Here is a 26,897-nt window from a genome sequence, read left to right as displayed (position 1 = left end):
GTAGTGCTGTGGCTCGGTGCGCGGCGCCCGCGCGAGGGTGGGGCGGCCCCGCCGCTGCGATCGGCCTTGTGGGAAAGCTCGGCCTTGTTGGAAACCGTTATCGTCACCGATTAGCGCTCATGCTAGCGGTGGTTTGGGGCATCGAACACGGGGGAAGGGCGGATTGCCACGAAAGGGTGACCCGGGGGTTGCCGCCCGGTCGCCGGGAGGATTCATTACTCTCGGGTAGGTGACCACAGGAACAGACCCGCTCGCCCCGCTGGCCCAGCTGGCCGGGGTCCCCGAGGCCGTCGCCGAGGTGCGCAAGAACGTCGACCGGCTCTACGGCCACCGCGTGATGCGGCGCCGGGCGGGCGAGGTGACGTCCGAGTCCGCCCTGCGCGGCGCCCGCGCCTCCGCCGCCCTCGAAGGCGCCGACTGGCCGCTCGAAGAGGTCCGCCGCCGCACCGACTTCGGCGCCGACCCCGAAGCCCGGACGATCGGCGCGGCCCTCCGGCTGTCCGCCGAGGCCGGCCAGCTGCTCAGCGTCTGGCGCACCTCCCCGCTCCAGGTGCTGGCCCGCCTGCACCTGCTCGCCGTCGGCGACGCCGACCCGTCCGCCGGCCGCCCCCGCCGGGCCGGCGAGAGCGCCGCGCCGCTGTTCCCGCGCGAACTCGCCGCCACCGAGGGCACGGCGCCCGAGGGCCCGGTCGGCGAACTCCCGCCGCCGCCCTCCGCCGACGAGGTGGCCGCCCGCCTCGACCAGCTGGCCGGCCTGCTGGCCGCCCGCGCCGAGCGCCCCACCGGTGGCGCGCCCGCCCTGGTGGTTGCCGCCGTCGTGCACGGCGAACTGCTCGCGCTGCGCCCCTTCGGCAGCTACAACGGGCTGGTCGCCCGGACCGCCCAGCGGATCGTGCTGACCGCCGAGGGCCTCGACCCGAAGGCGATCTGCCCCGCCGAGGTCGGCCTCGCCGAACTCGGCACCGCCGCCTACCGGCAGGCGCTGCTGGGCTACCTGGAGGGCACTCCCGAGGGCATGGCCCGCTGGCTCACCCACTGCGCCGCCGGACTCGGCCTCGGCGTCCGCGAGAGCACCGCGGTGTGCGAGGCGATGCAGCGCGGCATGGTCTGACCCCGGCCGCCCGGCCCGAACGGACGGGCCGCGTGCCGCAGTCGTCCTGAACGGGCAGGCCCCGTGCCGCAGTTGCGCGGACGCAGTTGCGGCGACGCCCGAGACTTCCGGGCGTCGCCGCTGGTACGGAGACCGGGTTACCAGTGCATGCACCGTGCAATGCCCATCAGGCGGGGTCCTGTTGCCCTTCGCCTGGTGCGGCGGCCCGTCAGCGGGTCGGCTGCATGTGGGTGCCCGATTGTCCGTACGAAGGTCCGTGGGGCCTGAACTGCGTTGTCGGATCGACCCCGTGGGGTCCTGACCGGGTCTCGCGGGCCTAACCCATTTCTACCGCAGATCGGACAAAAGGGGAACCCGGAAAAGGCTGCTTCGCCGGGCTCCACCACGGTTTGTCCGATTTGGCGAACCGTCGTTCCGCGCAGGACCGTTCCGCCCCGCGCGGCAGGCGGCCGCGGGCTCAGGCGACCGGGCGCCGCCGCCGCGCGCTGTACCAGAGCACCCCGGCCGTCACCGCCGCCGCGCCGACCGCCACCGCGGCCAGCACCGAACGGCTCGGCGCGTGGAACTCCGGGAGCCTGCGCGTCAGTTCGACCGGCCGGCTGAACACCAGCACCGGCCACTCGCGGGCCACCGCCTCCTTCCGCAGCGCCCGGTCCGGGTTCACCGCGGCCGGGTGACCGACCGCCTCCAGCATCGGCAGATCGGTCGACGAGTCGCTGTACGCATAGCAGTTGGCGAGGTCGTAGCCCTCCCGCTCGGCCAGCTCGCGGATCGCCGCGGCCTTGTTCTCGGCGTACGCGTAGTACTCGATCTCGCCGGTGTAGCGGCCGTCCTCGACGTGCAGGCGGGTGGCGATCACGTGGTCCGCGCCCAGCAGTTGGCCGATCGGCTCGACCACCTCGGAGCCGGAGCTGCTGACGATCACCACGTCCCGGCCGGCCGCGTGGTGCTGCTCGATCAGCGACGCCGCCTCGTCGTAGATGATCGGGTCGATCATCCCGTGCAGCGTCTCGGCGACGATCTCCCGCACCTGCTGGACGTTCCAGCCCCGGGTGAGCGCCGACAGGTAGGCCCGCATCTTCTCCATCTGGTCGTGGTCCGCGCCGCCGACCAGGAAGACGAACTGGGCGTAGGCGCTCTTCACCACCGAACGGCGGTTGATCAGGCCGCCCTGGTAGAACGGGCGGCTGAAGGCGAGCGCACTGGACTTGGCGATGATCGTCTTGTCGAGGTCGAAGAAGGCGGCTGTCCGCGGCACGCCGTACCCGGGTCGGGCGGGCGCCGCGGGGGCCGTCACGGGCTCGGCGGAGTCCGGTGCGTCGGAGTCGGCACCGCGGTCGGCGAAGTCGGCGTTCTCGGTGGTGTCCACGGGAACCGAGGATAGAGGGACCGGCAAAACAGGCCGCCATTCGGTGGACCCGCGGGCGTGCGGGTTTGTGTTTCTGGGCGGTCGGGTACACCATGGAAGTCACGGATCGTTCGCGCGACCGTGCTAACCCGGCCCGGCTCCTCCCCCCCGAGCCTGGCCGTGGATAGACGACCCCCGCTCTCCCCCCCGGCGGGGGTCGTCGCATGTCCGGGCCCATTTTCCTTGGCAATTGAGCCTCCGGGGAGTGGCGTGACGGACGGTTCGAGGGGGTACTCCGGCGGTTTTCCAGCCGCTGTCGAGGCTTCTTTGCCCTCCCATTTATGTCACTCTCCGTAGTGGATCGAGTGTCATATCGGTATACCCGATCCGTCAATTCCGAACTGTTTCGGCCCCCGTCCGAGTGAGCCCGGTTATCCACAAGGGCGGGTTATCCACAGGGATTGCTTACTCGGCCGACACATTCCGCGCCGTCCTCCACCGTGGTGTCCGCGCCGCCGCGCCGACCCCTCCGGGCCGCCGCGTCCGACGCGCCGTCAGACCGAACCCGCACCACGCGGAGGCCGCCTTGTCCGTCCCCCTCACCGACCCGCACGCCGGTCCGCCCGAGCCCCCGCCCGGGCCGCTGATCCTCACCGGCGACGAGACCCTCGCCGAACAGCTCACCCGCCTGTGCGCCGCCGCCGGAGCCGAGCCACGGCTGCTCGGCGGCGCCCCACCGCCCGTCCGGCTGTGGGAGAACGCCCCACTGGTGCTGGTCGGCGACGACCTCGCCGAACGGTGCGCCGGCCTGCCCCGCCGGCCCGGCGTGCTGCTGCTCGGCCTCGACCTCGACGACGGCGAGATCTGGGTCCGCGCCGTCCGGCTCGGCGCGGAGCACGTGCTGTTCCTGCCGGACGCACAGCCCTGGCTGCTCGACCGGATCGCCGACGCCACCGAGGGCGTCGGGCCGCCCGCGCTCACCGTCGCGGTGCTCGGCGGACGCGGCGGCGCGGGAGCCTCCACGCTGGCCTGCGCGCTCGCGGTCCGCGCCGCCCGGGCCGGGCACCGCACCATGCTGATCGACGGCGACCCGCTGGGCGGCGGGCTGGACGTCCTGCTCGGGGCCGAACAGGCCGGCGGCCTGCGCTGGCCGGACCTCGCGGCCTCGCGCGGCCGGATCAGCGGCAACGAACTCGCCAAGGCACTGCCCGAGCCGCACCGGCTCAGCGCCCTGTCCTGGGACCGCTCCGACACCCTCACCATCCCCGCCGAAGCCATGCACAGCGTCCTGGCCGCCGCCCGCAGACGCGGCGGGCTGGTCGTCCTCGACCTGCCCCGGCACCTCGACGCGGCCGCCGCCCAGGCCCTCGAACAGGCCGACACCGGGCTGCTCGTGGTCCCCGCCGAACTGCGCGCGCTGGCCGCGGCCGACCGGGTCGCCGCGGCCGTCCGGATACGGCTCGCCGACCTGCGAGCCGTCGTCCGCACCCCCGGCCCGTCCGGCCTCACCGCCGCCGACGTCGCCCGCGGCCTGCACCTGCGCCTGGCCGGGGAGCTCGCCCCCGAACCCGGCCTCGCCCTGGACGCCGAACGCGGCGCCCCGCCCGGCCTGCGGGACGGCGGCCCACTGGCCCGCTTCTGCGGGCGATTCCTGACCGAAGCGATGCCGCCCGTCGTGGCGGCCTGAGGAGGACCCATGACCAACCGCCTGCACGCCGTCGACACCCACGAGGCCGACACCCACGAGGCCGACGGGCACGCCGCCGAACCGCGGCTCGCCCGGCGACCGGTCGCCCGCACCCACCGCCGCATCGCCGTCCCCAGGGCCCGGGCCCTGCGCGGCGCACCGCCCGGCCCCGCCGAGGAGATCGCACCGGACGAATCGGGCCCGCGCAGCGGACCGCCGGTGCGCTACCTGGTCCGCCGGCAGGCCCCGGCCGCCCCGAACGGGACGGCCCGCCGCCCGCCGCCCCGCCCCAGGACGGGGCCGCCGAACTCGTCGACGTGGTCCGCCTCCGGCTCGCCGAAGCGGGTGCGGCGCCCACCACCGGCTCGGTCGCCGCCGCGCTGCGCGCCACCCGGCCGCCGCTCGGCGGGGCCGACGTGCTCAACACCGTCCGCAGCCTGCGCGCCGAGATCGTCGGCGCCGGGCCGCTCGACCCGCTGCTGGCCGAGAACGGCGTCACCGACGTCCTGGTCAACGGCCCCGACCAGGTCTGGATCGACCGCGGCAAGGGCCTCGAACGCGCACCCCAGGTGCGCTTCCCGAACGCCGACGCCGTGCGCCGGCTCGCCCACCGGCTGGCCACCGTGGCCGGCCGCCGCCTGGACGACGCCCGCCCCTGGGTGGACGCCCGACTGCCCGACGGCACCCGGCTGCACGCCGTCCTCCCGCCGATCGCCGCCGACTGCACCCACATCTCGCTGCGGACCTGCCGCAGCACGCCCTTCACCCTCGCCGAACTGGTGGCCGCCGGGGCGCTGCCCCCGTCCGGCACCGACCTGCTCGCCGCCGCGCTCCGGGCCAGGCTCTCGCTCCTGATCTCCGGCGGAACCGGCAGCGGCAAGACCACCCTGCTCGCCGCCCTGCTCGGGCTCGTCCCGGTCGACGAGCGCATCGTGCTGGCCGAGGACTCCGCCGAACTCCGGCCGGACCACCCGCACGTCGTCCGGCTCCAGTCCCGCCCGCCCAACCAGGAGTCGCTGGGCGAGCTGACCCTTCGCGACCTGGTCCGGCAGGCGCTGCGGATGCGGCCCGACCGGCTGGTGGTCGGCGAGGTCCGCGGCGCCGAGGTGGTCGACCTGCTGGCCGCCCTCAACACCGGCCACGAAGGCGGCTGCGGCACCGTCCACGCCAACACCGCCGCCGACGTGCCCGCCCGGCTGGAAGCCCTCGGCTCGCTCGCCGGACTCGACCGGCAGTCGCTGCACAGCCAACTCCGGGCCGGCCTCGACGCCGTGGTCCACCTCGGCCGGGACCGCGCCGACGGCCGCCGCCGGGTCACCGGCCTGCACCTGCTGGTCGGCGACCCGGACGGACTGACCGCCACCACCGAAGCCGTCCGCTTCGACCGCGACGGCCGCAGCCGGCCCGGCCCCGGCTGGACCCGACTGCGAGAACTCTGCGCCGAACGAGGCGTCGAACTGCCCCCGCACCCGGAGGCGGTCGAACGGCTCAACCCGCCGGAGCAGGAGGCCGGTTCGGTTGACGCTCCCGCCTGCGAAACCCCGGTGGAGGTTCCGTGACGCTCCGTCAGATCGAGTTCGGGTGGGTGATCGCCCTCTGCGCGATCGGGACGGCCGCCTGGCGGCTGTTGCGCTCCGGGGAGAGGAGGCCGTGATGGCAGGGGAGTTCGGCGTCGCGGCGGCCCTGCCGTCGGCCGGTGTCGCCTGCGCGGCGACCCTGGTCGGCGCCTTCGCCGGCCTCGGCGGGGCGCTGTGTGCGGCGGCCTGGCTGACCGGCACCCGGCGCAGACGGCGCGGCGGCGGCCGCCTGAGACGCCTGCTGAGCGGGCCCGGGGCGCCGGACGACCGGCTCGCCCGGCTGCGGGCCGGATGGCGGCGACGGCGGCCGCGCTGGCTGGTGCCCGAACTGCTGCTGCTCCCGGCCGGAGCGGCGGCCGGGCGCAGCACCGCCTCGCTGCTGCCGCTGATCGGCGCGGCGTGCGCGGTGGTCCCGCTCCGCCGCTGGCGTGCCCGGTACGCCGCGAGCCGGGCGGCCCGACGGCGGGCCGCGGCGGTGATCGACCTGTGCGCCGGCCTGGCGGCCGAACTGCGCAGCGGCGCCACCCCCGAGCAGGCCATGCACTCCGTGGTCTCCCGGGCCGCCCCCGACTGGGCCCACCGCCTCGGTGCCGAGCCCACGGCCCGGTTGGCGGCGGGCCGCTACGGGGCGGACCTGCCGGCGGCGCTCCGGCAGGTGGCCGAACTGCCCGGCGGGGAGAGCGCAGCTGCGGTCGCGGCCTGCTGGCAGGTCAGCACCGAGAGCGGCACGGGGCTGGCGTTCGGCCTGGAGCAGGTCGCGGACGCGCTGCGCGCCGAACGGGCCCTCGCCGAGGAGATCGCGGGCGAACTCGCGGGCCCGCGCACCACCGTGATCGTGCTGGCCGCCCTGCCCGCGGTCGGCCTGGGCCTGGGCAGCGCGCTCGGCGCCCATCCGGTGCACGTCCTGCTGCACACCCCGGCGGGCCTGCTCAGCCTGCTCGCCGGGGCGGCCCTGGAAACCGCCGGCATCGCCTGGACCGCCCGGATCGTCCGGGCCGCCGAGGACGCACCGGCCCGGGCCCGGCCGGTGCGGCACCGGCCGACGCAGCCCCGTCCGGTGCGGGCCGCCACCGCGAGCTGCGGGATCTCCCGCACCCGCCGGGGCGGGTTGCTCGCGGCCGTACCGCCCCTGACGGGAGATCAGCTCACGGTCCGGGCGGACCGGTGGGGCTGAACGGGTGGGCCGGCCCGGTCCGGGTCCGGGGCGACCCATCCGGCGGCGCGCGGCGTCGCGCCGGCTGCCCGGCGAACGGGCCGAGTGCTGAAGCGACTTCTGATCCGAGTTCGATTCGATGGAGGCGAGGTGGACGCGATGGCGATCCTGCTGCCGGTGGCCGCTGCGGGCCTGGCCGGCGAGGCGCTGGCGGCGGTGCGGGGGCGGGTGGTCCGACGCCGGGCCGGGCGCTGCGTGCCGGCGGTGACGGCCGCTCCCGCGCGGGGCGGGCCGGGGAGCCGGGGCGACCGGGTCGCGGCGGCCGTGCGGCGGTCGACCCGCTGGGCCGCGGGTGACCGGCCGCTGGCCGTGCTGCTCGGGGTGTCCGCCGCCGTCCTGGTCGGCGGTTGGGCGGGCCCGGCAGTCGGGCTGGCGGTCGGCTGGGGCGGGTGGCGGCTGCTGCCCGGGGTCCGGTCGCCGGGGGAGCGCCGACGGGCGGCGGAGCGGGACTGGCTGGTCCGCCAACTCCCGCTGGCCGCCGACCTGCTGGCGGCCTGCCTCGGATCGAGCGGCTCCCCGGCCGCGGCGGCCTCCGCCGTCGCGGACAGCGTGCCGTCGCCGATCCGGGACCGCCTGGCCGGCGTCGCCGCCCAGCTGACCCTCGGAGCCTCCCCGGAGCGCTGCTGGGAGCAACTGGCCGCCGACTGCCCGCCGATGGCCCCGCTCGCCCGCTGCCTGGCCCGCACCACCCTCAGCGGGGCGCCACCGGCCACCGCGCTCCTCGGCCTCGCCCAGTCCCAGCGGGCGGCCGCCGCCCGCGCGGCCCACGCGAGGGTCCGCCGGGCCGGCGTCCTGGCGACCGCACCGCTCGGGCTGTGCTTCCTGCCCGCGTTCGTGCTGATCGGCGTCGTGCCGGTGGTGATGGGCCTGACCAGCACCTTCTCCCAGCGTCTCTGAACCGCCGAACCGCCCAGCCGGCCGTCGGGGCCGAGCCGTTCTGCCGAATGACGACCCCTGCAGAACGACGTCCACTCCTGCGGAAGCTCCGAACGGAACGTCCGCCACTACGAAGGGAATTCACCATGATGACCACCCCCTCCCTGCCCGTCCGGCCGAGGCCCGCGAGGCGCGCCGCCCGCAGGCTCGGCGACTGGCTGCGCCACCGGTACCGGACGATGGCGGCCGGTCCGTCCGACGCCGGAATGAGCACCGCCGAGTACGCGATCGGCACGGTCGCGGCGTGCGCCTTCGCGGCGGTGCTCTACAAGGTGGTGACCAGCGGCACGGTCTCCGGCGCGCTGTCGGACGTCCTGGACCGTGCCCTGCATGCGGTCTGACCGCCGGTCAGGTCGGGCCGGGGCGCCGGACTCGGGGATGGTCACCGCCGAGACGGCGGTGGCCCTGCCCGCGCTGGTGCTGCTCGCGGTCATGCTGGTCTGGGGCGTGGTCGCCGCCGGGGCCCAGATCCGCTGCGTGGACGCGGCCCGGGCCGGCGCCCGGGCCGCCGCCCGCGGCGACGGTGACGCGGCGGCCGTCGCAGCGGCGGCCGCCCGCACGGCGCGAAGGTCGCGGTCTCGCTGGACACCGCCACCGCCCGGGTCACCGTCGAGGCCCCCTGCCCTGGCCCCGGCCGCCTCGCCGCCCTGCTGTCCGTCCACCTCACCGCCACCGCGGTGAGCGCCCGGGAGGACGTGCTGACCGCCGACAGCTGAGAACCGGGATCCCGAAAGGAGTTGAGCGCTGTGCGAGAACCGGAAGACCGGCCCGACGCCCCCGCGGCACCCGACCGCGGGTCGGCGACGGTGTGGCTGGTCGCCCTGGGCCTGCTGGGTGTGGTGGTGTTCTCGGCCTGCCTGACGGTGGGTGCGGCCGTGGCCGGCCGCCACCGTGCCGAGTCGGCGGCGGACCTGGCCGCGCTGGCCGCCGCCGACCGACTGCTGCTCGACCCGGACGGCGGGTGCGGCCGGGCGGCCGAACTGACGCGGGCTCAGGAGGGCGGTGCCGAGCTGATCTCCTGCCGTGTCCTGCCGGAGCAGGACGCGGTGGAGGTGGTCGTCCAGGTCCCCGTCCACGGCCCGCCCCTCCCGCTCGGCCCGGCCCGTGCCTGCTCCCGGGCCGGCCCGCTCTGGGCCTGGGGCGACAGCTCGGCCGAGCCGGTCGACGGGCCGTCAAGCAGTCGAATCGGCAGCCTCGTTCGCGTCGCCGCCCGGGGCGGGGCGTCCGGGGGCGCCGGCGAGGAGGACGGTGAGCAGGCGGATGGCGGCGGCCTTGTCGAGGGGCTCGTTGCCGTTGCCGCACTTCGGGGACTGGACGCAGGACGGGCACCCGCGGTCGCACTCGCAGGCGGCGATGGCGTCGCGGGTCGCGGTCAGCCACTCGACGGCGCGGCGGAAGCCTCGCTCCGCGAAGCCCGCACCACCGGAGTGACCGTCGTAGACGAAGACGGTGGGCAGGCCGGTGTCGGGATGCAGCGGGACGGAGACGCCGCCGATGTCCCAGCGGTCGCAGGTGGCGAACAGCGGGAGGAGGCCGATCGAGGCGTGCTCGGCGGCGTGGGCCGCGCCGGGGAGCTGGTCGAACGGAATGACCGCGTCGAGGAGTTGGTCCTCGGTGACGGACCACCAGACGGCCCGGGTGCGCAGGGTGCGGGGCGGCAGGTCGAGCTTGCTCTCACCGAGGATCTCGCCGGTGGAGATCCGCTTGCGCAGATAGCCGACGACCTGGTTGACCACCTCCACCGAGCCGAAGCTGAGCCGCGCCTCGCCCCAGTCCTCGGTGGTGTCGGTGGACAGGATCGAGATCGAGGTGATGTCCCGAGCGGAGGTGGTGTACGGCGGGTTCGCGGGGGAGACCAGCGCCACCGAGGAGTCCAGGTCGAACTCGCGGACCAGGTACGTGAGCCCCCGGTGCAGGTGCACGGCGCCGGTGTGCACGGTGGTGTGCGCGGCCTCGGCGTCCACCGTGCCGAGCAGCCGCCCGGTGTCCGCCTCGACGATCTGCACGGGGCTGCCGCCGCTGCCGCGCAGGTCGACGCCGTCCACGGCGCGCTCCCGGCGGGTCCAGTACCAGGAGCCGTCCGCCCGGCGGCGCAGCAGCCCGCGCTGCTCCAGCACCGGCAGCAGCGGCTCGCTGGACGGTCCGAAGAGCTCCAGGTCGGTGTCGGTGAGCGGGAGTTCGGCCGCGGCCGCGCACAGGTGCGGGGCCAGCACGTGCGGGTTGTCCGGGTCGAGGACGGTCGCCTCCACCGGGGTCGCGAACAGCGCGTCGGGGTGGTGGACGAGGTAGGTGTCCAGCGGGTCGTCCCGGGCGATCAGCACCGCCAGCGCGCCCTGCCCCTCGCGCCCGGCGCGCCCGGCCTGCTGCCAGAGGGAGGCCCGGGTGCCGGGGTAGCCGGCCAGCAGGACGGCGTCCAGGCCGGAGACGTCCACGCCGAGTTCGAGGGCGGAGGTGGAGGCGAGGCCGAGCAGCCGGCCGGTGTGCAGGTCGCGCTCCAGGGCGCGGCGCTCCTCGGCCAGGTAGCCGCCGCGATAGGCGGCGACCCGGGCGGCGAGCGGCTGGCCGAGCTGCTCCTGGGCCTGCAGGGCGACCAGTTCGGCGGCCCGGCGGGAGCGGACGAAGGCGACGGTCCGGGTGCCGCCGTGGACCAGGTCGGTGAGCAGGTAGCCGGCCTCGGCGGTGGCCGAGCGGCGGACGGGCGCGCCGTGCTCGCCGACGTTCTCGGTCAGCGGCGGCTCCCAGAGCGCGAACACCAGCGGGCCGCGCGGCGAGCAGTCCTCGGTGACGGCCGTGGCGGGCAGGCCGGTCAGGCGCTGCGCGGTGACGGCCGGCTCGGCGGTGGTGGCCGAGGCCAGCAGGAAGGTCGGCGACGCGCCGTAGCGGGCGCACAGCCGCCGCAGCCGGCGCAGCACCTGGGCGACGTGCGAGCCGAACACCCCGCGGTAGGTGTGGCACTCGTCGATCACCACGTACTTCAGCGCCTTCAGGAAGGACGACCAGCGCGGGTGGGCCGGGAGTATGCCCCGGTGCAGCATGTCGGGATTGGTCAGCACGTACGACGCGTACTGCCGCACCCACTCGCGCTCCTGCGGAGGCGTGTCACCGTCGTACAGGGCCACCCGGACCCGGTCGGGGACGAGCTCGGCGGCGCGCCGGCGCTGGTCGGCGGCCAGCGCCTTGGTCGGCGCGAGGTACAGCGCGGTGGCGCCGCGCCCGTTGCGGGCCTCGGTGCCGGTGAGCAGGTCGCTCAGCACGGGGGCCAGATAGCCCAACGACTTGCCCGAAGCGGTACCGGTCGCGATCACCGTGGTCCGCCCGGCCGCGGCCAGGTCCATGGCCTCCGCCTGGTGCGCCCAGGGCAGCAGCACGCCGAGCCCGGCGGCGGCCGCCACCACCTCCTGACGGATTCCTTCCGGCCAAGGGGCGTAGCGTGCCTCGCGGGCGGGCAAGTGCTCCGTATGGGTGAGGCGATCCGACCTGCCGCGCTCGGTGGAAAGGGTCGCGAGCAGGGCCTCGGGCTGGTGGTGACGGGGCGGCATGAAGACCCAGTGTGTCACCGGCGTGACGGAGAATCGCTGTTAACCATCGTGCGTCCATGGTCGCAAGTGGTTGAATGAAGCCGTGACGGCCGCATGGCCGAGGGCCGCAACGCCGAGGCTCCGACCTGCCGGTTTGCCGCGCCCTGGGCCTGTGACCAAGCGGTCGCAGCCGCCGGGCTGAAGATCGCAATGACGTAGCAAGGCAAGGTGCTGGAGGTTCCGTGGACCTGTCCCTGTCGACCCGTACTGTCGGCGATCGCACGGTCGTCGAGGTTGGCGGCGAGATCGATGTGTACACCGCCCCCAAGCTGCGCGAGCAGCTTGTCGAGCTCGTCAACGACGGCAACTACCACTTGGTCGTGGACATGGAGGGCGTGGATTTCCTCGACTCCACCGGCCTCGGTGTGCTGGTCGGCGGCCTGAAGCGGGTGCGTGCGCACGAGGGTTCGCTGCGCCTGGTGTGCAACCAGGAGCGCATCCTGAAGATCTTCCGGATCACCGGTCTCACCAAGGTGTTCCCGATCCACAACTCGGTGGACGAGGCCGTCGCCGCGACCGACTGACGTTCCGTCGGTCCGCCGTTCCAACCGAATCTTCTCGATCGACCGCCGCCGGTCGGCCGGGCTCTGAGCCCTGCCCGGCCGGCGTGGTCGGTGTTCCCGCCTCCGCCGTACGGGCCGCCGCGCCCGGCGGCGGGGAGCAACCCCGGAGGGGAGACATGGCAACCGTCGAACTTCGATTCAGCGCACTTCCCGAGCACGTGCGCACCGCCCGACTGGTGGCCGCCGCGGTGGCCAGACGCGCCGGGGTGGACGAGTCGGTGCTCGACGAGTTGCGGCTCGCCGTGGGCGAGGCCTGCTCCCGCGCGGTGGCGCTGCACCAGCGCAACGGCGTGGAGGGCGCGGTCCGGGTCGCCCTGACCGAGCAGGAGAAGCGCTTCCTCATCGAGGTCGCCGACGAGGCCGGCCCGGGCCACACCGGAGCCCCGGGCAGCGGCGCCGAGGACGAGGACGCGCTCGGCCTGGCGGTCATCACCGGCCTGGTCGAGGACGTCGAGGTGGGCAACGGCGCCGACGGCGGCGTGATCCGGATGAGCTGGCCGGTCTCGCCGGCCTCCGTCACGGTCTGAGACCCGCCGCCGCGCTGCCGCCTGTGCCCGCGGGCCGCTACGCCCGGCACAGCCGCCCGCCCGCGCGCTGCGCCCCGTGCCCGGCACCCCTGGCCCCCCGGCCGGCTTCACCCGACGGACCGCGCTGAGCTGCGCGGATGCCCCCGGCTGCGGCCTTCCCGCCGGGCGGGGGCGGTCGGCCGTGTAGGTTCGCTGGTCGACGCCCGGACCGGGTGTCAGCGACCGAAAGGGCCCCGGTGAAGAAGCGACTGGTGACCGTCTCCGCGCTCGGCGCGCTGCTCGCGCTCGCCGCCGTCGGCTGCTCCGCCGACGACTCGGCGAAGCAGCTCGACGGCTGGGCGAAGAACGTCTGCGATGCCTCGCGGGACCCGATCGCGCAGTCCCGGGCCGCGCTCGCCGACACCGGAAACGTCAAGGACGGCGAGTCCCCGGTCGACCTGCAGAAGCGGCTGTCCACCGACCTGGCCGCGCTGGCCACCACCAACCAGCAGTTGGCGGACGCGGTGCAGAAGGCCGGCGCGCCGAAGATCGACGACGGGGCGAAGGTCCAGCAGGACGCCGTCAACGAGCTGAAGCAGGTCGCGCAGGGCTACCTGGACGCGCAGAAGAAGCTCGACGGGCTGACCAACGCCGATCAGGCCAAGTTCGCGGACGGCCTGCGCAGCGTCGGCGACCAGGTGCAGCGCCTGTCCCAGGTGTCCACCGGCGCGCTCGCCACGCTGCAGAGCGGCGACCTCGGCGACGCGATCAAGAGGCAGCCCGGCTGCAAGGCGGCCACGGCCGGCGCGCCGCCGCCGACCCGTCGGGGCCGCCGCGTCCGGCGCCGCGTCCCCGGGCGCGAACGCGGCGCCGTCCGGAGCCCCGTCCGCCGGCACGCCCGACCAGGCGGCCGGATCGCCCTCCGCGGCCAAGAGCTGACGCCCCGTCGGCCCGTCCGCCGGTGCGGTGGACGGGCCGCGCCGGCGGACGGGGGAGAATGTCCGGGTGACGAACAGCCCCGTTCTTGATACCGGCCGGACGGCGGAACTGCGGGAGGCGCTGCTGAAGGCCTCCTTCACCGCCGACGGATTGCTCGACCTGCTCGGCCCGTCCGCCTACGCGGCGCTGGCCCGCAGCGAGGCCGTACCGGCCCTGCGGGCGACCCGCGGCGACTCGCCGCTGGAGACCCTGGTGCGGCTGTTCCTGCTGCAGCAGCCCGTGTCGGAGAGCGCCGCCGCGGCCGCGCTGCCCGTCGAGGGCCTGCTCGCGGACGGCTGGCTGGTGCGCGAGGGCGCCGAGCTGCGCGCCACCGTGGACGTGCGGCCGTACGCCGACGAGGTGGCCGGCCTGCCCAGCGCGGACGCCTGGGTGGTGTCCGACCTCGGCTGCGCCGTCGGCGGCGCGGGCGGCATCGGCTCCGGCCGCACCGACGCGGGCGTCGAGCGGCGCGACCTGGTGCTCGGGGTGGGCGGCGCGTCCACCACGCTGGCCAACCTGACGGTGCGTCGCCCGGTGCGCGAGGTGCTCGACCTGGGCTCCGGCTCCGGCGTGCAGGCGCTGCACGCGGCCCGGCACGCCCAGCGGGTCACCGCCACCGACCTCAACCCGCGCGCCCTGCACTTCACCCGGCTGACCGCCGCGCTGTCCGGCTTCGACAACGTGACCACCGCCGAGGGCAGCCTGTACGAGCCGATCGGCGAGTGGCGCTTCGACCTGATCGTCTCCAACCCGCCGTTCGTGATCTCCCCGGCCGGCCGGTTCACCTACCGGGACGGCGGCATGGCCGGCGACGAGCTGTGCCGCAGCGTGGTCCGCGGCGCCGCCGACCACCTGGAGCCCGGCGGCTACTGCCACCTGCTGGCGAACTGGCAGCACGTCAAGGGCGAGGACTGGCGGGACCGGCTGGCCGGCTGGGTGGCCGGCACCGGCCTGGACGCCTGGATCGTGCAGCGCGAGGTGCAGGACGTCGCCCAGTACGCCGAGCTGTGGCTGCGCGACGGCGGCGACCACCGCGGCGACGAGTACCGCGCCCGGTACGAGGAGTGGCTGGACAGCTTCGAGGCGGCCGGCGTCGAGGCCGTCGGCTTCGGCTGGATCACCCTGCGGGCCTCCGGCGCCGCCGACCCGGTGGTGCGGATCGAGGAGTGGCCGCACCCGGTCGAGCAGCCGCTCGGCCCGCACATCGAGGAGTGGTTCGCCCGCCAGGACTTCCTGCGCTCCCACGACGACGCCGGCCTGCTGGCCGCCCGCTACCTGCTCGCCGACGAGGTGGTGCAGGAGCAGATCGGCGCGCCCGGCTCCGAGGACCCCGAGCACGTGGTGCTCCGCCACAACCGGGGCATGCGCCGCGCCACCAAGGTCGACACCGTCGGCGCGGGCTTCGTCGGCGTCTGCGACGGCACGCTGGCCGCCGGGGAGATCGTCGACGCGATCGCCCAGCTGCTCGGCGAGGACGCGGCGCAGCTGCGGTCCCGGGTGCCCGAGTCGCTGCGGCTGCTCACCGAGCAGGGGTTCATCGAGCCGATCCGCTGACCCGGCGGTCCCCGCGGCGGTGACATTGGTCACCAGGGCGCCCGCCCGGGTCCGGCGGATCCGGTGACCCGGGCGGCCCGTCGGCGTTGCACACCACGGGCGGCCCGACCTCGCGCGGGTCCGCCGCCCCGGCGGGCCCGCGGCGGCGTTCACCCGGCCGTTCCCCGGGCGTGGCCCGCCGGACGCCGGACGTCCGCCGCGGGTTGTCCACCGGCTGCCAGGGTGCTGTCCACAGGCTGTGGGCAGTGCGGGGAGGACCGGGTGGAGACGCCGACGACGCTGGCTGGCGGGGCGGTTCTGACGGCCTTCGGGAGCGCGCTGCTGCTGTGGTGCGCCGTGGAACTGCGCCTTCGCCACCATCTGCGCCGGTACGGCGTGGCCGCCACCGCCCAGGTCGTCGCTGACCGGGACCGCGCCGAGGCGATGGACAGCAGCCCGCTGCTCTCCTACCCCGTGGACACCGTCGGCGGTCCCGTCGACGCCGGACTCGGCACCGTCCACGAACTCCGCCCGGACCCGGTGGGCCGGCTGGTGCTGTCCCGCCCGCGCGGGCACACCCCGCTGCGCCGCCCGCCCCGGCTGGCCCCGGGCGCGGCCGTCCAGGTCGCCTACGACCCGCGGCGTCCGGACCGGGTGGTGCTGGCCGCGCACGAGGAGCTGCCCTCGCTGCCCGCCGACCTGTTCTGGGCCCTGCTCGGCACCTCGGCCCTGGCGGGCGGCCTCACCCTGCTCGCGCTCGCCCTGCGCTGACCCGCGCCGACCGGCCGCGACACTCGCGGGACCGCCGGCCGGACTGCCCACAGAACCGGCCGCCCGACACCGCGCCGGAACTGACCGCATCCGTTCGCGTCTGTCCGTGTTCCGCCGCCGGGAGCCGGCCCGGACCGGGGCCGGACGGCGCCGTTCCGTTCTTCCTCCGCGCCGTCGGCGAAGGCCCGCTTGCCCGGGAAAGACATGCCCGAAGAGCGGCCATCGGGTTACCGTTCGAGTGGCGTCGGTCGGCCTTGCCGGTGAAAAAGCGGCATCCGTCCGTTTGACAAGGGTGGCCAGGGTACGGTCACACTCCGCTGGTGGGACCGTCGCGTGCGACTGCCCAGGAGCTTTGGTAAACGACCGGGAGAGAAGAGCGAAGGTGTCCCCGAGCAGCGAGACCGCGCACGGCAAGCGACTCGTCATCGTCGAGTCGCCGGCCAAGGCCAAGACGATCAAGGGCTACCTCGGGCCCGGCTACATCGTCGAGGCCAGTGTCGGTCACATCCGCGACCTGCCCGGCACGGCCGCCGAGGTCCCGGACGAGTACACCGGCGAGGTGCGCCGCCTCGGCGTCGACGTGGACCACGACTTCGCCCCGATCTACGTGGTCAACCCGGACAAGAAGTCCCAGGTCACCAAGCTGAAGTCGCTGCTCAAGGAGTCCGACGAGCTCTTCCTCGCCACCGATGAGGACCGCGAGGGCGAGGCCATCGCGTGGCACCTGCAGGAAGTGCTGAAGCCCAAGGTGCCGGTCCACCGGATGGTCTTCCACGAGATCACCAAGGACGCCATCCAGGAGGCCGTGCGCAACCCGCGCCATCTGAACAAGCGCCTGGTCGACGCGCAGGAGACCCGCCGCATCCTGGACCGCCTCTACGGCTACGAGGTCTCCCCGGTGCTGTGGAAGAAGGTCATGCCGAAGCTGTCGGCGGGCCGCGTCCAGTCGGTCGCCACCCGCCTGGTGGTCGAGCGCGAGCGCGAGCGGATCGCCTTCACCTCCGCCTCCTACTGGGACCTGGTCGGCACCTTCGGCACCGGCCGCTCCGCCGCCGACGCGGCCAACCCGGAGTCCTTCGGCGCCCGCCTGGTCACCGTCGACGGCAAGCGCGTCGCCACCGGCCGCGACTTCGGCCCGGACGGCCGGCTGAAGTCCGCCGCGACCACCCTGCACCTGGACGAGCAGGCCGCCCGCACGCTGGCCGCCGCGCTGGAGCAGACCGCGTTCAGCGTCCGCAGCGTCGAGTCCAAGCCCTACCGCCGCTCGCCGTACGCGCCGTTCCGCACCACCACGCTGCAGCAGGAGGCCAGCCGCAAGCTGGGCTTCGGCGCCAAGCGGACCATGCAGGTCGCGCAGAAGCTGTACGAGAACGGCTTCATCACCTATATGCGCACCGACTCGACCACGCTGTCGGACACCGCGGTCACCGCCGCCCGCGCCCAGGTCACCCAGCTCTACGGGGCCGACTACCTGCCGGACGCGCCGCGCACCTACGCCTCCAAGGTGAAGAACGCGCAGGAGGCGCACGAGGCGATCCGCCCGTCCGGCGACCGGTTCCGCACGCCCGCCGAGACCGGGCTGAGCGGCGACGACTTCCGCCTGTACGAGCTGATCTGGATGCGCACCGTCGCCTCCCAGATGAAGGACGCCGTCGGCCAGTCCGTCACCGTCAAGGTCGGCGGGCGCTCCGCGGACGGCCGGGACGCCGAGTTCTCCGCCTCCGGCAAGATCATCACCTTCCACGGCTTCCTGAAGGCCTACGTCGAGGGCGCGGACGACCCGAACGCCGAGCTCGACGACCGCGAGCGCCGGCTGCCGCAGGTCGCCGAGGGCGACCCGCTGGCCGCCGAGCGGCTCACCCCGGAGGGCCACGCCACCAAGCCGCCGGCCCGCTACACCGAGGCCTCGCTGGTCAAGGAGCTGGAAGACCGCGAGATCGGCCGCCCGTCCACCTACGCGTCGATCATCGATACGATCATCAACCGCAAGTACGTGTTCAAGAAGGGCACCGCCCTGGTGCCCTCCTTCCTCTCGTTCGCCGTGGTCAACCTGCTGGAGAAGCACTTCGGCCGGCTCGTCGACTACGACTTCACCGCGCGGATGGAGGACGACCTCGACCGGATCGCGGCCGGCCAGGCCGAGTCCGTGCCGTGGCTCAAGCGCTTCTACTTCGGCGAGGGCGAGGCCAACGGCACCACCGGCGGCGCCGCCGACGCGGGCAACGGTGACGGCGACCACCTCGGCGGCCTGAAGGAACTCGTCACCGACCTCGGCGCGATCGACGCCCGCGAGATCAGCTCCTTCCCGGTCGGCGACGGCATCGTGCTCCGGGTCGGCCGCTACGGCCCGTACGTGGAGCGCCCCGCCGCCGTCGAGGGCGAGACCGGCCAGCGCGCCGACGTCCCCGACGAGCTGCCGCCGGACGAGCTGACCGTCGAACTCGCCGAGGAACTGCTCGCCAAGCCCAGCGGCGAGCGCGAGCTCGGCACCGACCCGGTCAGTGGCAACCCGCTGGTCGCCAAGGCCGGCCGGTACGGCCCGTACGTCACCGAGGTGCTGCCCGAGGGCACCCCGAAGACCGGCAAGAACGCCGTCAAGCCGCGCACGGCCTCGCTGTTCAAGTCCATGGACCTGGACACCGTCACGCTGGAGGACGCGCTGCGCCTGCTGTCGCTGCCCCGGGTGGTCGGCACCGACGCCGAGGGCAACGAGATCACCGCGCAGAACGGCCGCTACGGCCCGTACCTCAAGCGCGGCACCGACTCGCGCTCGCTGACCAGCGAGGACCAGCTGCTCAGCATCACCCTGGACGAGGCGCTGGCGATCTACGCCCAGCCCAAGCAGCGCGGCCGGGCCGCCGCCGCGGCCCCGCTGAAGGAGCTCGGCAACGACCCGGTCAGTGAGAAGCCGGTGGTGGTCAAGGACGGCCGGTTCGGCCCGTACGTCACCGACGGGGAGACCAACGCGACGCTCCGCAAGGACGACGAGGTGGAGACCATCACCCCGGAGCGGGCGTTCGAGCTGCTTGCCGAGAAGCGCGCCCGCGGACCGGTGAAGAAGGCGGCGAAGAAGGCCCCGGCGAAGAAGACCGCCACCGCCGCGAAGAAGACCACCGCGGCCAAGAAGACGGCGGCGAAGAAGACCACGGCGGCCAAGACCACCGCCGCGGCCAAGAAGACGGCGGCCAAGAAGACCACCGCCAAGACCGCCGCCGCGAAGAAGACGGCAGCCGCGGAGAACGCATCCGAGGAGAGCTGACGGACACTCCGTAACGGGCCTGTTCGAATCCGGGCAGGCCCGTTAAGGTCGGGGCCGCGCACTCGCTACGCTGACCGTATGACGAGCGAGGAGCTGCCCCCCACCGCACGCACCGCCGCCCGCGGCCTCCCCGAGGTCGCCCCCGCCGGGACACCCGGTGAACGGGCCCGTGCGCTGCTCCGGCTGCGGCCCTACCGCAAACTGTGGACCACCCAGCTGCTCGGCGGCACCGCCGACCGGCTGTCCCTGCTGGTGCTGGTGCCGCTCACGGTGGTCGCCACCGCCCTCGGCGGGCAGTTCGGGCACAGCTACCGGTCGCTCGCGCTCGCCGTCGCCGCCCTGTTCGCGGCCCGGCTGATCGCCTCCGGCCTGTTCGGCGCCGCCCTGCTCGGCCCCGTGCACGCCCTGGTCGGCGGCCGGATCGACCGCCGCTGGAGCCTGCTCGGCGCCGACCTGGTCCGCGCCCTGCTGATCGGCCTCGCCCCCTGGTGGGTGGTCTGGTCGCCCGGCTCCGCGACCTGGCTGCTGCTCGGCTCCGTCTTCCTGGCCGGCGCCGCCGAGCGGGTCTGGACGATCGGCAAGGCCGCCGCCGTCCCCGCCCTGCTGGCCGTCCCCGAGCAGCCCGGCCCGCCCGCGGCCGCCTCGCTCGACGCCGTCCGCACCCTCGACCTGCGCACCGGCTGGGCCGCGCTGCCGCTGGCCGCCACCGGACTGGTCGCGCTCACCCTGCTCAACAACGTGCTCGCCGCGGTCGGCCTGCACTGGCTGCGCGACCACCAAGTCACCGCCGCCGCGCTCGGCACCGCCGCGCTGTTCGTGGTCAACGCCGCGCTGCTGTACTTCCAGGAGCTGCCCGCCGGTGCCAACACCCCGCCGCGCTCCCCGCTGCAGGGCCTGCGCGCGCCCACCGACGCGACCCCCGGCCCGTCCCTGAAGAAGGGCCGCACCGGCTCCGCCCCGTACTTCACCTTCTCGATCGCCGCCGCCTACGCCGCGATGGCGGGCGTCGCCGCGCTCGGCCTGCTCACCGCCGCCGAGCACCTGGCCGGCCCGATCGGCTACGGCCTGCTGGTGCTGGCCGCCGCCGGCGCGCCCGCGGTCGGCATCCGGCTCAGCCGCGCCACCCTGCCCGGCCTGTCCCGGCGGCGACTGCTCGCCCTCGGCCTGGTCACCGCCGGCGTCGCGCTGATCCTCGCCGGACTGGTCCTCGACTTCGTCCTGGTGCTGCTGTTCACCGTGCTGGCCGGCCTCGCCGCCGGCGTGGTCATCGCCACCGGACGCGGACTGCTCGCCCAGGAGATCGAGGAGATCCGCCTCGGCAAGGTCACCGAGCACCTGTACGCGGTGCTGCGGGTCGTCGTCGCCGTCGCCCTGGTCGGCATGCCGCTGCTGGCCGCCGCCTACGGCGAGGTCTCGCTCGGCGAGGTCCGCACCGGCGGCTTCACCTTCATCCACGGCGGCGCCGCGCTCGCCGTCTCCACCGCCGGACTGCTCACCCTGGCGCTCGCCGCCGTCGTCCTGCTGAAGACCGACGACCAGCGCGGCGTGGTCCCGTTCGGCCGCGAGCTCGCCCAGGCCGTCCGCGGCGGCGCCGAGGTCGCGCCGCACCGGGTCGCCGGCAAGGGCTACTTCATCGCCCTGGAGGGCGGCGACGGCGCGGGCAAGTCCACCCAGGCCCAGGCCCTCGCCGAGTGGATCCGCGCCAAGGGCCACGAGGTCGTCGTCACCCGCGAGCCCGGCGGCTCCCCGATCGGGCAGCGGCTGCGCGCCCTCGTCCTGGACGTCGGCAACACCGGCCTGTCGCACCGCGCCGAGGCGCTGATCTACGCCGCCGACCGGGCCGAGCACGTCGAGAACGTCATCCGCCCCGCGCTGGAGCGCGGAGCCGTCGTCATCACCGACCGCTACATGGACTCCTCCATCGCCTACCAGGGCGCCGGCCGCGACCTCGCCGCCACCGAGGTCGCCCGGATCTCCCGCTGGGCCACCGGCGGACTGGTGCCCGACCTGACCGTCGTCCTCGACGTCGACCCGACCGCCGCCCGCGACCGCTTCACCGAGGCGCTCGACCGGCTGGAGTCCGAGCCCACCGAGTTCCACCAGCGGGTCCGCTCCGGCTTCCTCGCGCTGGCCGCCGCCGACCCCGCCCGCTACCTGGTCGTCGACGGCAGCCAGCCGCCCGCCGCCGTCACCACCGCCGTCCGCCACCGGCTCGACCGCGAGCTGCCGCTCTCCGACCAGGAGAAGGCCGCCAAGGCCGACCAGGAGCGCAAGGCCCGCGAGGAAGCCGCCCGCAAGGCCGCCGAGGCCGAGGCCGCCCGGAAGGCCGCCGAGGAGGCCGAGCGCAAGCGCCTCGCCCTGCTGGAGGAACTCCGCGCCGAGCAGGCCGAGAAGGACCGCCTCGCCGCCGAGGAAGCCGCCCGCGCCGAGGCCGAGGCCGCCCGCAAGGCCGCCGAGGAAGCCCGCCTCGCGGCCGAGGCGGAAGCCGCCCGCAAGGCGGAGGAAGAGGCGAAGCGGCAGGCCGCCGAGCAGGCCCGGCTCGCCGCCGAGGCCGCCGCCGCCCGCAAGGCCGCCGCCGAGGAGGCCGCCCGCGCCGAACTCCAGCGCCAGCGCGACCTGCAGCGGGAGGAGCAGCGGCGCCGCGCCGAGGAGGCGCTGCAGCGCGCCGAGGCCGCCCGCAAGGCCGCGGAGGCCGCCGAGACCGCGGTGCTGCCCCGGATCGAGGAGCCCGCCGCCGAGACTGCGGTGCTGCCCCGGATCGAGGAGCCCGCCGCCGAGTCGGACAGCGAGACCACCCGCGAGCTGCCGAAGCCGGCGGTCGACGAGACCGCCGTGCTGCCGAAGATCGAGGACGCCGAGACGGCGGTGCTGCCCAAGGCCGAGCCCGGGTCCCCGAAGACCGCCGCGCCCGAGCCCGAGGCCCCGAAGGCCCCAAGTCAGCCGAGCCCAAGCCCGCCGAGGCCAAGCCCGCCGCGCCGGACGCCGGACCGGAGGCCAAGCAGGTGCCGCCCGGCCTGTTCCGCGACGAGGACGACTCCTCCCGGACCCGCGAGCTGCGCCCCCGGCCGGACTGGGCGGAGGAGACCCCGCTCGACGACCTGCCCAGCCTGACCGACAGCCTGCTCGGCTCCCGCGAGGAGTGGGCCCGCTGGGAGGCCGAGGGCCCGGAGCCGACCACCCAGGACGAGCAGCCGAAGCGCGGCTGGCGGCGCCGCAAGGACTGACCGCCCGCGGCCGGAACGAGCAGGGGCGCGGGGAGTCGCGCGGCGCAGGACCGGCCGCACGGCTCCCCGCGCCCCTGACCTCTTCCGGCGGCGGGCCGGGCTGTCCCCGTACGGCGTTAGGCTCGTCGGGTCGGTGACGAGGAGGAGCGCGGCGTGAGTGTGTGGGACGACCTGGTCGGACAGGACCGGGTGGTCGAACAGTTGCAGGCGGCCGCGCGGGCGGCCCGGGCGGCCGTGCAGGCGGGCCGGGGAGAAGCCCCCGAGGGCAACGCCTCGCTGATGACGCACGCCTGGCTGTTCACCGGCCCGCCCGGCGCCGGCCAGGTGACGGCGGCCCGGGCGTTCGCGGCGGCCCTGCAGTGCACCAGCCCCGACCTGGAACTCGGCGGCACGCCCGGCTGCGGTTTCTGCGACGGCTGCCACACCGTGCTGTCCGGCAGCCACGCCGACGTGAAGCAGGTCCGCACCGACGGCCTGTCCATCGGCGTCGGCGACATGCGCGACCTGGTGCTGCGCGCCTCCAGCTACCCGACCGGCGGCCGCTGGTCGGTGATCCTGGTGGACGCCGCCCACCGCCTCACCGAAGCCGCGGCCAACGCCCTGCTGAAGGGCGTCGAGGAGCCCTCGCCGCGCACTGTGTGGCTGCTCTGCGCCCCGTCCGTGCAGGACGTGCTGCCGACCATCCGCTCCCGCTGCCGGCTGCTGGTGCTGCGCACGCCGCACGCCGAGGCCGTCGCCGACATGCTGGTCCGGCGGGACGGCGTGGAGCCGGAGGCGGCCCGGGTCGCCGCGCTGGCCGGGCAGGGCGACATCGACCGCTCCCGGCGGCTCGCCGTCGACGAGCAGGCCCGCGCCCGCCGCGCCGAGGTGCTGCGGATCCCGCTGGAGGTCGCCGACCTCGGCGGCTGCCTGGCCGCCGCGCAGCGCCTGGTCGACACCGCGAAGGCCGACGCCGAGGCGCTCGCCGAGACCCAGGACGCCAAGGAGACCGACGACCTGCGGGCCGCGTACGGCGCCGCCGAGGGCAGCCGGGCCCCGCGCGGCATGGCCGGCGCGGTCAAGGAACTCGAGAAGCGGCAGAAGAGCCGGGCCACCCGCACCCGCCGGGAGACGCTGAACGTGGCGCTCGGCGACCTGCTGGGCTTCTACCGGGACGTGCTGGCCGTGCAGCTCGGCGCGGGCGGGGCGCTGGCCAACGAGGACCAGCGGCCGGCCGTGCAGCGGGTGGCGGGCGAGGGCGCCGCGGAGAACACGCTGCGCCGAATGGAGGCGGTGCTGGCCTGCCGGCGGGCGCTGGACCGGAACGTGGACCCGCTGCTGGCGGTCGAGGCGATGACGGTGGCGCTGCGGGCGGGCTGAGCCGCCGCCCCCGTGCGGGGCGCGGTCGGGGGCTGAGCGCGCCGGTCCGGGACGCGGGCTGAGGTGAGCGCCCCTGGCCCCGTCGCCGTTCGCTCGTTCGAGTGAACGTGGGGGGACGCCCGTAGCGCCCGGGCGGCCCGGGGGCGCGCGGTCTTGCACCCTGTGCACTGGTCACGCGCTCGCGTCCGGCCGTCCTTCCCCGAGGTGGTGCGTCCCCATGCCCCGATCGCTCCTCGTCCTGTTGTTGCTGGTGGCCGCGGTGGCGGGCAGCTGGTCGGCCCGGTCGGCGATGCTGCGCTGGCGGGACCTGCGGGCCGCGCAGACGTACGAACTGGTGGCGGAGGCGCGTCCGGTGCTGGTCCGGGCGGGCGCGGCGGCGCTCTGCCTGACGTGCGTGAGCGCGCTCGGCGTGGCCGTGCTGCTCGGTGAACGGCCCGGCCGGGGGCCGCCCGGCAGGCGGTGGCGGCCGTCGGCGCGGAGCAGCCCGTCCCCGCCGCACCGCCCGAACCCGCGCCCGCGTCGCCGGCGTCGTCCGCGCCGCCGGCCGTGCTGTTCGGCAGCGTGGCCCGGCCGGCGGGCGGCGAACTGCTGCAGGGCCAGGTGCCCGGCCCGGACGGGCGGCCGCGCGCCGTACGGGTGTGGCTGCCCGCCGAGTACGGGCAGGACGGGGCGGCCCGCTTCCCGGTGATCGTGGTGCACTCCGGGACGGCCGGGCGGACCGCCGACGAGGACCTGCCGGACGTGTTCGACGGCGTGGCCTCGGCCGTGAAGACCGGCAAGGCCCGCCCGTTCGTGCTGGTCGCCCCCGAGGCCCGAGCGGCACCGGCCACCCCTGCGAGCTGCTGGCGGCCGCCCCGCAGGCGGTCGCCGACGACGCGGCCCTGCGCACGGCCGTCGGCACCGCCTTCCGCACCCTGCCGCCCGGCCCCGACAGCTGGGCGGTGCTCGGCGTCGACGGCGGCGCCCCGTGCGCGGCCGCGGCCGGCCTGACCCGCCCCGACCTGTACGGCGCGGCCGCCGCGGTATCCGGCCAGTACGACGGGCGGGCGCTGGCGACGGCTGCGGGCGAACTGCCGGCCGGGCCGCCCGCGCGGCTGCTGCTGGCCGCCGCGAAACGGGACGGCGACGGGCTGGCCTCGGCCCGGGCGGTGCAGTCGGCGCTGCGGGACGCCGGGGCGCGGGCCGAGGTGCGGATCTCCGACATCGTGCAGGACTACTCGACGGACCGGGAGCGGATGCGGCTGGTCCGGGTCGCGGTGCAGTACTTGGCGGAGCAGCTGCCGAAGCCCTGAGCTGCGGGGGATCGGTGGTGCACGACCGGGGCGGCCGGGCGACGGCCGGCCGACGGTGGTGCGGCGGTCGTGCGGGGGTCGGGGCCACGGTTGTGCGGCGGTCGTGCGGGGGTCGGGGCCACGGTTGTGCGGCGGTCGGGGCGAGGGTTGTGCAGCGGTCGGGCGACGGTCGATCGGCGGTCGGTCGGCCTGGCGGCGCTGCTGGCGGTGTGATGATCGGCCGGGCGGAGTGGCGGGCGGGCGGAGGCCCGGGAGTGGCGGCACCGGCCGCTAGGCTCGGCCTTCCGGCGACGTCCGGGAGGGCCGGTCCGTCGGCCCGTCTCCAGGGGAGAGGACCCACGTTCATGAGCTTCGCCCGGCCCCGCCGGCTCCTGCCCGCCGCGGCGCTGGCCGCCGCCGCGTCCCTGCTGCTGGCGGGCTGCACCTCGGGCGGCCCGGCACCCGCGGCGAGCGGCACGCCCGGCGGCTCGGCGGCCGGCCAGGCCCCGGTGCCGGCCGGCGTCACCCCGCTGGAGCCGCTGCCCACCGACCAGCCGGCCGGGCTCGCCCCCTACTACGCCCAGCAGCTGAGCTGGAAGGCGTGCGGGGCGGACTTCGAGTGCACCTCGTTCAAGGTGCCGCTGGACTACGCCCACCCCGGCGACGGCCACGACATCGAGCTGTCCGCGATCCGCAAGCCCGCCACCGACAAGGCACACCGGCAGGGCTCGCTGCTGCTCAACCCGGGCGGCCCCGGCGGCTCGGCGGTCGACTACGTGCAGAGCGTCGCGTCCCGCTACGACGCCAACGTGCGGGCCGGTTTCGACCTGGTCGGCTTCGACCCGCGCGGGGTCGGCAAGTCCGCGCCGATCACCTGCCTGACCGGCGAGCGGATGGACGCCTACGCCGCCACCGACATCACCCCCGACGACCAGTCCGAGATCGACGCCCTGGTGGCCGTCGACAAGGAGTTCGCGGCGGGCTGCTCGGCCAAGGCCGGCGAACTGCTCGGCCACGTCTCCACCGTCGAGGCGGCCCGGGACATGGACGTGCTGCGGGCCCTGGTCGGCGACCAGAAGCTCGCCTACGTCGGGAAGTCGTACGGCACCTTCCTCGGTGCCACCTACGCCGGACTGTTCCCGAGCAAGGTCGGGAAGATGGTGCTGGACGGCGCGATGGACCCGTCGCTGGACTCCGTCACCGGCAACCTCACCCAGGCCGGCGGCTTCGAGACCGCGTGGACGGCGTTCGCCAAGGACTGCGTCAAGCGCGAGGACTGCCCGGTCGGCCGCACCGAGCAGGAGGCCGGCGACAAGCTCGCCGCACTGTTCAAGAAGATCGACGCGCAGCCGCTGCCCACCGACACCAACCGGCCGCTCACCGAGGCCCAGGCGCTCACCGGTGTCGCCGAGGCGATGTACGCCGAGGCGCTCTGGCCGCACCTGCGCACCGCCCTGGCCACCGCCCAGGCCGGCAACGGCAGCGGGCTGCTGCAGCTCGCCGACGAGTACTACAGCCGCTCCGAGGACGGCAGCTACGACAACCTGATGTACGCCAACATGGCCGTCAACTGCGTCGACCTGCCCGCCTCGTTCGCCGACCCGGCGGCGGTCGCCGCGGCCGTCCCGTCGTTCGAGAAGGCCGCGCCGCACTTCGGCCGCGACATGGCCTGGATGGCGCTCGGCTGCGCGTACTGGCCGGTCAAGGCCACCGGCGCCCCGCACACCGTCCGCGCCGCCGGCTCCGCCCCGATCGTCGTGGTCGGCACCACCCGCGACCCCGCCACCCCCTACGCCTGGGCCAAGTCCCTGGCCGGGCAGCTGGAGGCCGGGCGGCTGCTCACCTACGAGGGCGACGGGCACACCGCGTACGGGCGGCACAACGCCTGCGTCGACGAGGCGGTGAACCGCTACCTGCTCGGCGGGGCGGCACCCGAGAACGGGAAGGTCTGCAAGGACTGACTCCGCCGATGTCCGGATGGCG

General features: G+C 75.5%; 21 protein-coding genes and 1 pseudogene. 20 read left to right on the top strand and 2 right to left on the bottom strand.

From position 1 onward, the window contains the following. Positions 1 to 229: 229 nt before the first annotated feature. Positions 230 to 1,111 (top strand): Fic family protein, encoded by an 882-nt coding sequence (locus KCH_RS17050; RefSeq protein ID WP_035863963.1) that lies wholly within the window; start codon positions 230 to 232, stop codon positions 1,109 to 1,111. Positions 1,112 to 1,568: 457 nt separating this feature from the next. On the opposite strand, the gene KCH_RS17045 is transcribed toward KCH_RS17050, so the two are convergent. Beyond that, the gene (locus KCH_RS17045) at positions 1,569 to 2,408 is read right to left on the bottom strand and encodes an HAD family hydrolase (protein ID WP_051653972.1); all 840 of its coding nucleotides are present in this window, start codon (positions 2,406 to 2,408) and stop codon (positions 1,569 to 1,571) included. A 637-nt stretch (positions 2,409 to 3,045) separates the two neighbouring features. Here KCH_RS17045 and ssd point away from each other — a divergent pair. The 7 genes and pseudogenes from ssd to KCH_RS44560 all read left to right on the top strand — a co-directional run. Further along, the gene (gene ssd, locus KCH_RS17040) at positions 3,046 to 4,146 is read left to right on the top strand and encodes a septum site-determining protein Ssd (RefSeq protein WP_035863961.1); all 1,101 of its coding nucleotides are present in this window, start codon (positions 3,046 to 3,048) and stop codon (positions 4,144 to 4,146) included. 317 nt (positions 4,147 to 4,463) lie between these two features. Next, a complete protein-coding gene (locus KCH_RS17035) occupies positions 4,464 to 5,705 on the top strand; it encodes a TadA family conjugal transfer-associated ATPase (RefSeq protein ID WP_051653152.1) in 1,242 nt (413 codons plus the stop codon). Between the two features lie 94 nt (positions 5,706 to 5,799). Then, positions 5,800 to 6,897, top strand: a complete 1,098-nt coding sequence (locus KCH_RS17030) for a type II secretion system F family protein (protein ID WP_051653151.1) — start codon at positions 5,800 to 5,802, stop codon at positions 6,895 to 6,897. A gap of 138 nt (positions 6,898 to 7,035) precedes the next feature. Then, positions 7,036 to 7,833, top strand: a complete 798-nt coding sequence (locus KCH_RS17025) for a type II secretion system F family protein (protein WP_084224218.1) — start codon at positions 7,036 to 7,038, stop codon at positions 7,831 to 7,833. Between the two features lie 128 nt (positions 7,834 to 7,961). Continuing rightward, positions 7,962 to 8,213 (top strand): DUF4244 domain-containing protein, encoded by a 252-nt coding sequence (locus KCH_RS46625; RefSeq protein WP_063750289.1) that lies wholly within the window; start codon positions 7,962 to 7,964, stop codon positions 8,211 to 8,213. 37 nt (positions 8,214 to 8,250) lie between these two features. Continuing rightward, positions 8,251 to 8,553 (top strand): TadE family type IV pilus minor pilin, encoded by a 303-nt coding sequence (locus KCH_RS39715; RefSeq protein WP_425268775.1) that lies wholly within the window; start codon positions 8,251 to 8,253, stop codon positions 8,551 to 8,553. Between the two features lie 65 nt (positions 8,554 to 8,618). Continuing rightward, positions 8,619 to 8,939: pseudogene (locus KCH_RS44560) on the top strand (Rv3654c family TadE-like protein); the annotation flags it as partial. A 105-nt stretch (positions 8,940 to 9,044) separates the two neighbouring features. Here KCH_RS44560 and KCH_RS17010 read toward each other — a convergent pair. Continuing rightward, a complete protein-coding gene (locus tag KCH_RS17010; protein WP_084224216.1) occupies positions 9,045 to 11,411 on the bottom strand; it encodes a DEAD/DEAH box helicase in 2,367 nt (788 codons plus the stop codon). Between the two features lie 221 nt (positions 11,412 to 11,632). Here KCH_RS17010 and bldG point away from each other — a divergent pair, with 221 nt between their 5' ends. From bldG to KCH_RS16955, 12 genes are all read left to right on the top strand, one after another. Further along, positions 11,633 to 11,974, top strand: a complete 342-nt coding sequence (gene bldG / locus KCH_RS17005) for an anti-sigma factor antagonist BldG (protein ID WP_014136695.1) — start codon at positions 11,633 to 11,635, stop codon at positions 11,972 to 11,974. 155 nt (positions 11,975 to 12,129) lie between these two features. Continuing rightward, positions 12,130 to 12,540, top strand: coding sequence for an ATP-binding protein (locus KCH_RS17000; RefSeq protein ID WP_035863959.1), 411 nt, complete (start codon positions 12,130 to 12,132; stop codon positions 12,538 to 12,540). A 251-nt stretch (positions 12,541 to 12,791) separates the two neighbouring features. Continuing rightward, positions 12,792 to 13,547: a small secreted protein gene (locus KCH_RS16995; protein ID WP_157032081.1), complete on the top strand. Its 756-nt coding sequence runs from the start codon at positions 12,792 to 12,794 to the stop codon at positions 13,545 to 13,547. Beyond that, positions 13,525 to 15,051: a DUF7059 domain-containing protein gene (locus tag KCH_RS16990; RefSeq protein WP_035863957.1), complete on the top strand. Its 1,527-nt coding sequence runs from the start codon at positions 13,525 to 13,527 to the stop codon at positions 15,049 to 15,051. The genes KCH_RS16995 and KCH_RS16990 overlap by 23 nt, the downstream gene beginning before the upstream one ends. A gap of 261 nt (positions 15,052 to 15,312) precedes the next feature. Further along, positions 15,313 to 15,801: a DUF3592 domain-containing protein gene (locus tag KCH_RS16985; protein WP_035863954.1), complete on the top strand. Its 489-nt coding sequence runs from the start codon at positions 15,313 to 15,315 to the stop codon at positions 15,799 to 15,801. Positions 15,802 to 16,183: 382 nt separating this feature from the next. After that, positions 16,184 to 19,060: a type I DNA topoisomerase gene (gene topA, locus KCH_RS16980; RefSeq protein WP_035863952.1), complete on the top strand. Its 2,877-nt coding sequence runs from the start codon at positions 16,184 to 16,186 to the stop codon at positions 19,058 to 19,060. 78 nt (positions 19,061 to 19,138) lie between these two features. Further along, a complete protein-coding gene (gene tmk, locus KCH_RS16975) occupies positions 19,139 to 22,171 on the top strand; it encodes a dTMP kinase (protein ID WP_244305350.1) in 3,033 nt (1,010 codons plus the stop codon). Then, on the top strand, positions 22,063 to 22,284 hold the full coding sequence (locus tag KCH_RS44555) for a hypothetical protein (RefSeq protein ID WP_244305349.1): 222 nt from the start codon (positions 22,063 to 22,065) through the stop codon (positions 22,282 to 22,284). The genes tmk and KCH_RS44555 overlap by 109 nt, the downstream gene beginning before the upstream one ends. Before the next feature lie 153 nt (positions 22,285 to 22,437). Next, positions 22,438 to 23,643, top strand: coding sequence for a DNA polymerase III subunit delta' (locus tag KCH_RS16970; protein WP_035863950.1), 1,206 nt, complete (start codon positions 22,438 to 22,440; stop codon positions 23,641 to 23,643). A 459-nt stretch (positions 23,644 to 24,102) separates the two neighbouring features. Next, positions 24,103 to 24,633, top strand: coding sequence for a hypothetical protein (locus tag KCH_RS16965; protein WP_035863948.1), 531 nt, complete (start codon positions 24,103 to 24,105; stop codon positions 24,631 to 24,633). Then, positions 24,585 to 24,935 (top strand): hypothetical protein, encoded by a 351-nt coding sequence (locus KCH_RS16960; protein ID WP_035863946.1) that lies wholly within the window; start codon positions 24,585 to 24,587, stop codon positions 24,933 to 24,935. Before KCH_RS16965 ends, KCH_RS16960 begins: the two co-directional genes overlap by 49 nt. 344 nt (positions 24,936 to 25,279) lie before the next feature. Beyond that, a complete protein-coding gene (locus KCH_RS16955) occupies positions 25,280 to 26,875 on the top strand; it encodes an alpha/beta hydrolase (protein ID WP_035863944.1) in 1,596 nt (531 codons plus the stop codon). The last annotated feature ends 22 nt before the right edge of the window (positions 26,876 to 26,897 follow it).

This window comes from Kitasatospora cheerisanensis KCTC 2395 (genome assembly GCF_000696185.1).
GTDB classification, from domain to species: domain Bacteria; phylum Actinomycetota; class Actinomycetes; order Streptomycetales; family Streptomycetaceae; genus Kitasatospora; species Kitasatospora cheerisanensis.
The sequence above is the reverse complement of the archived record's forward strand: the minus strand, read 5'-3'. Positions and strand labels throughout refer to the sequence as shown.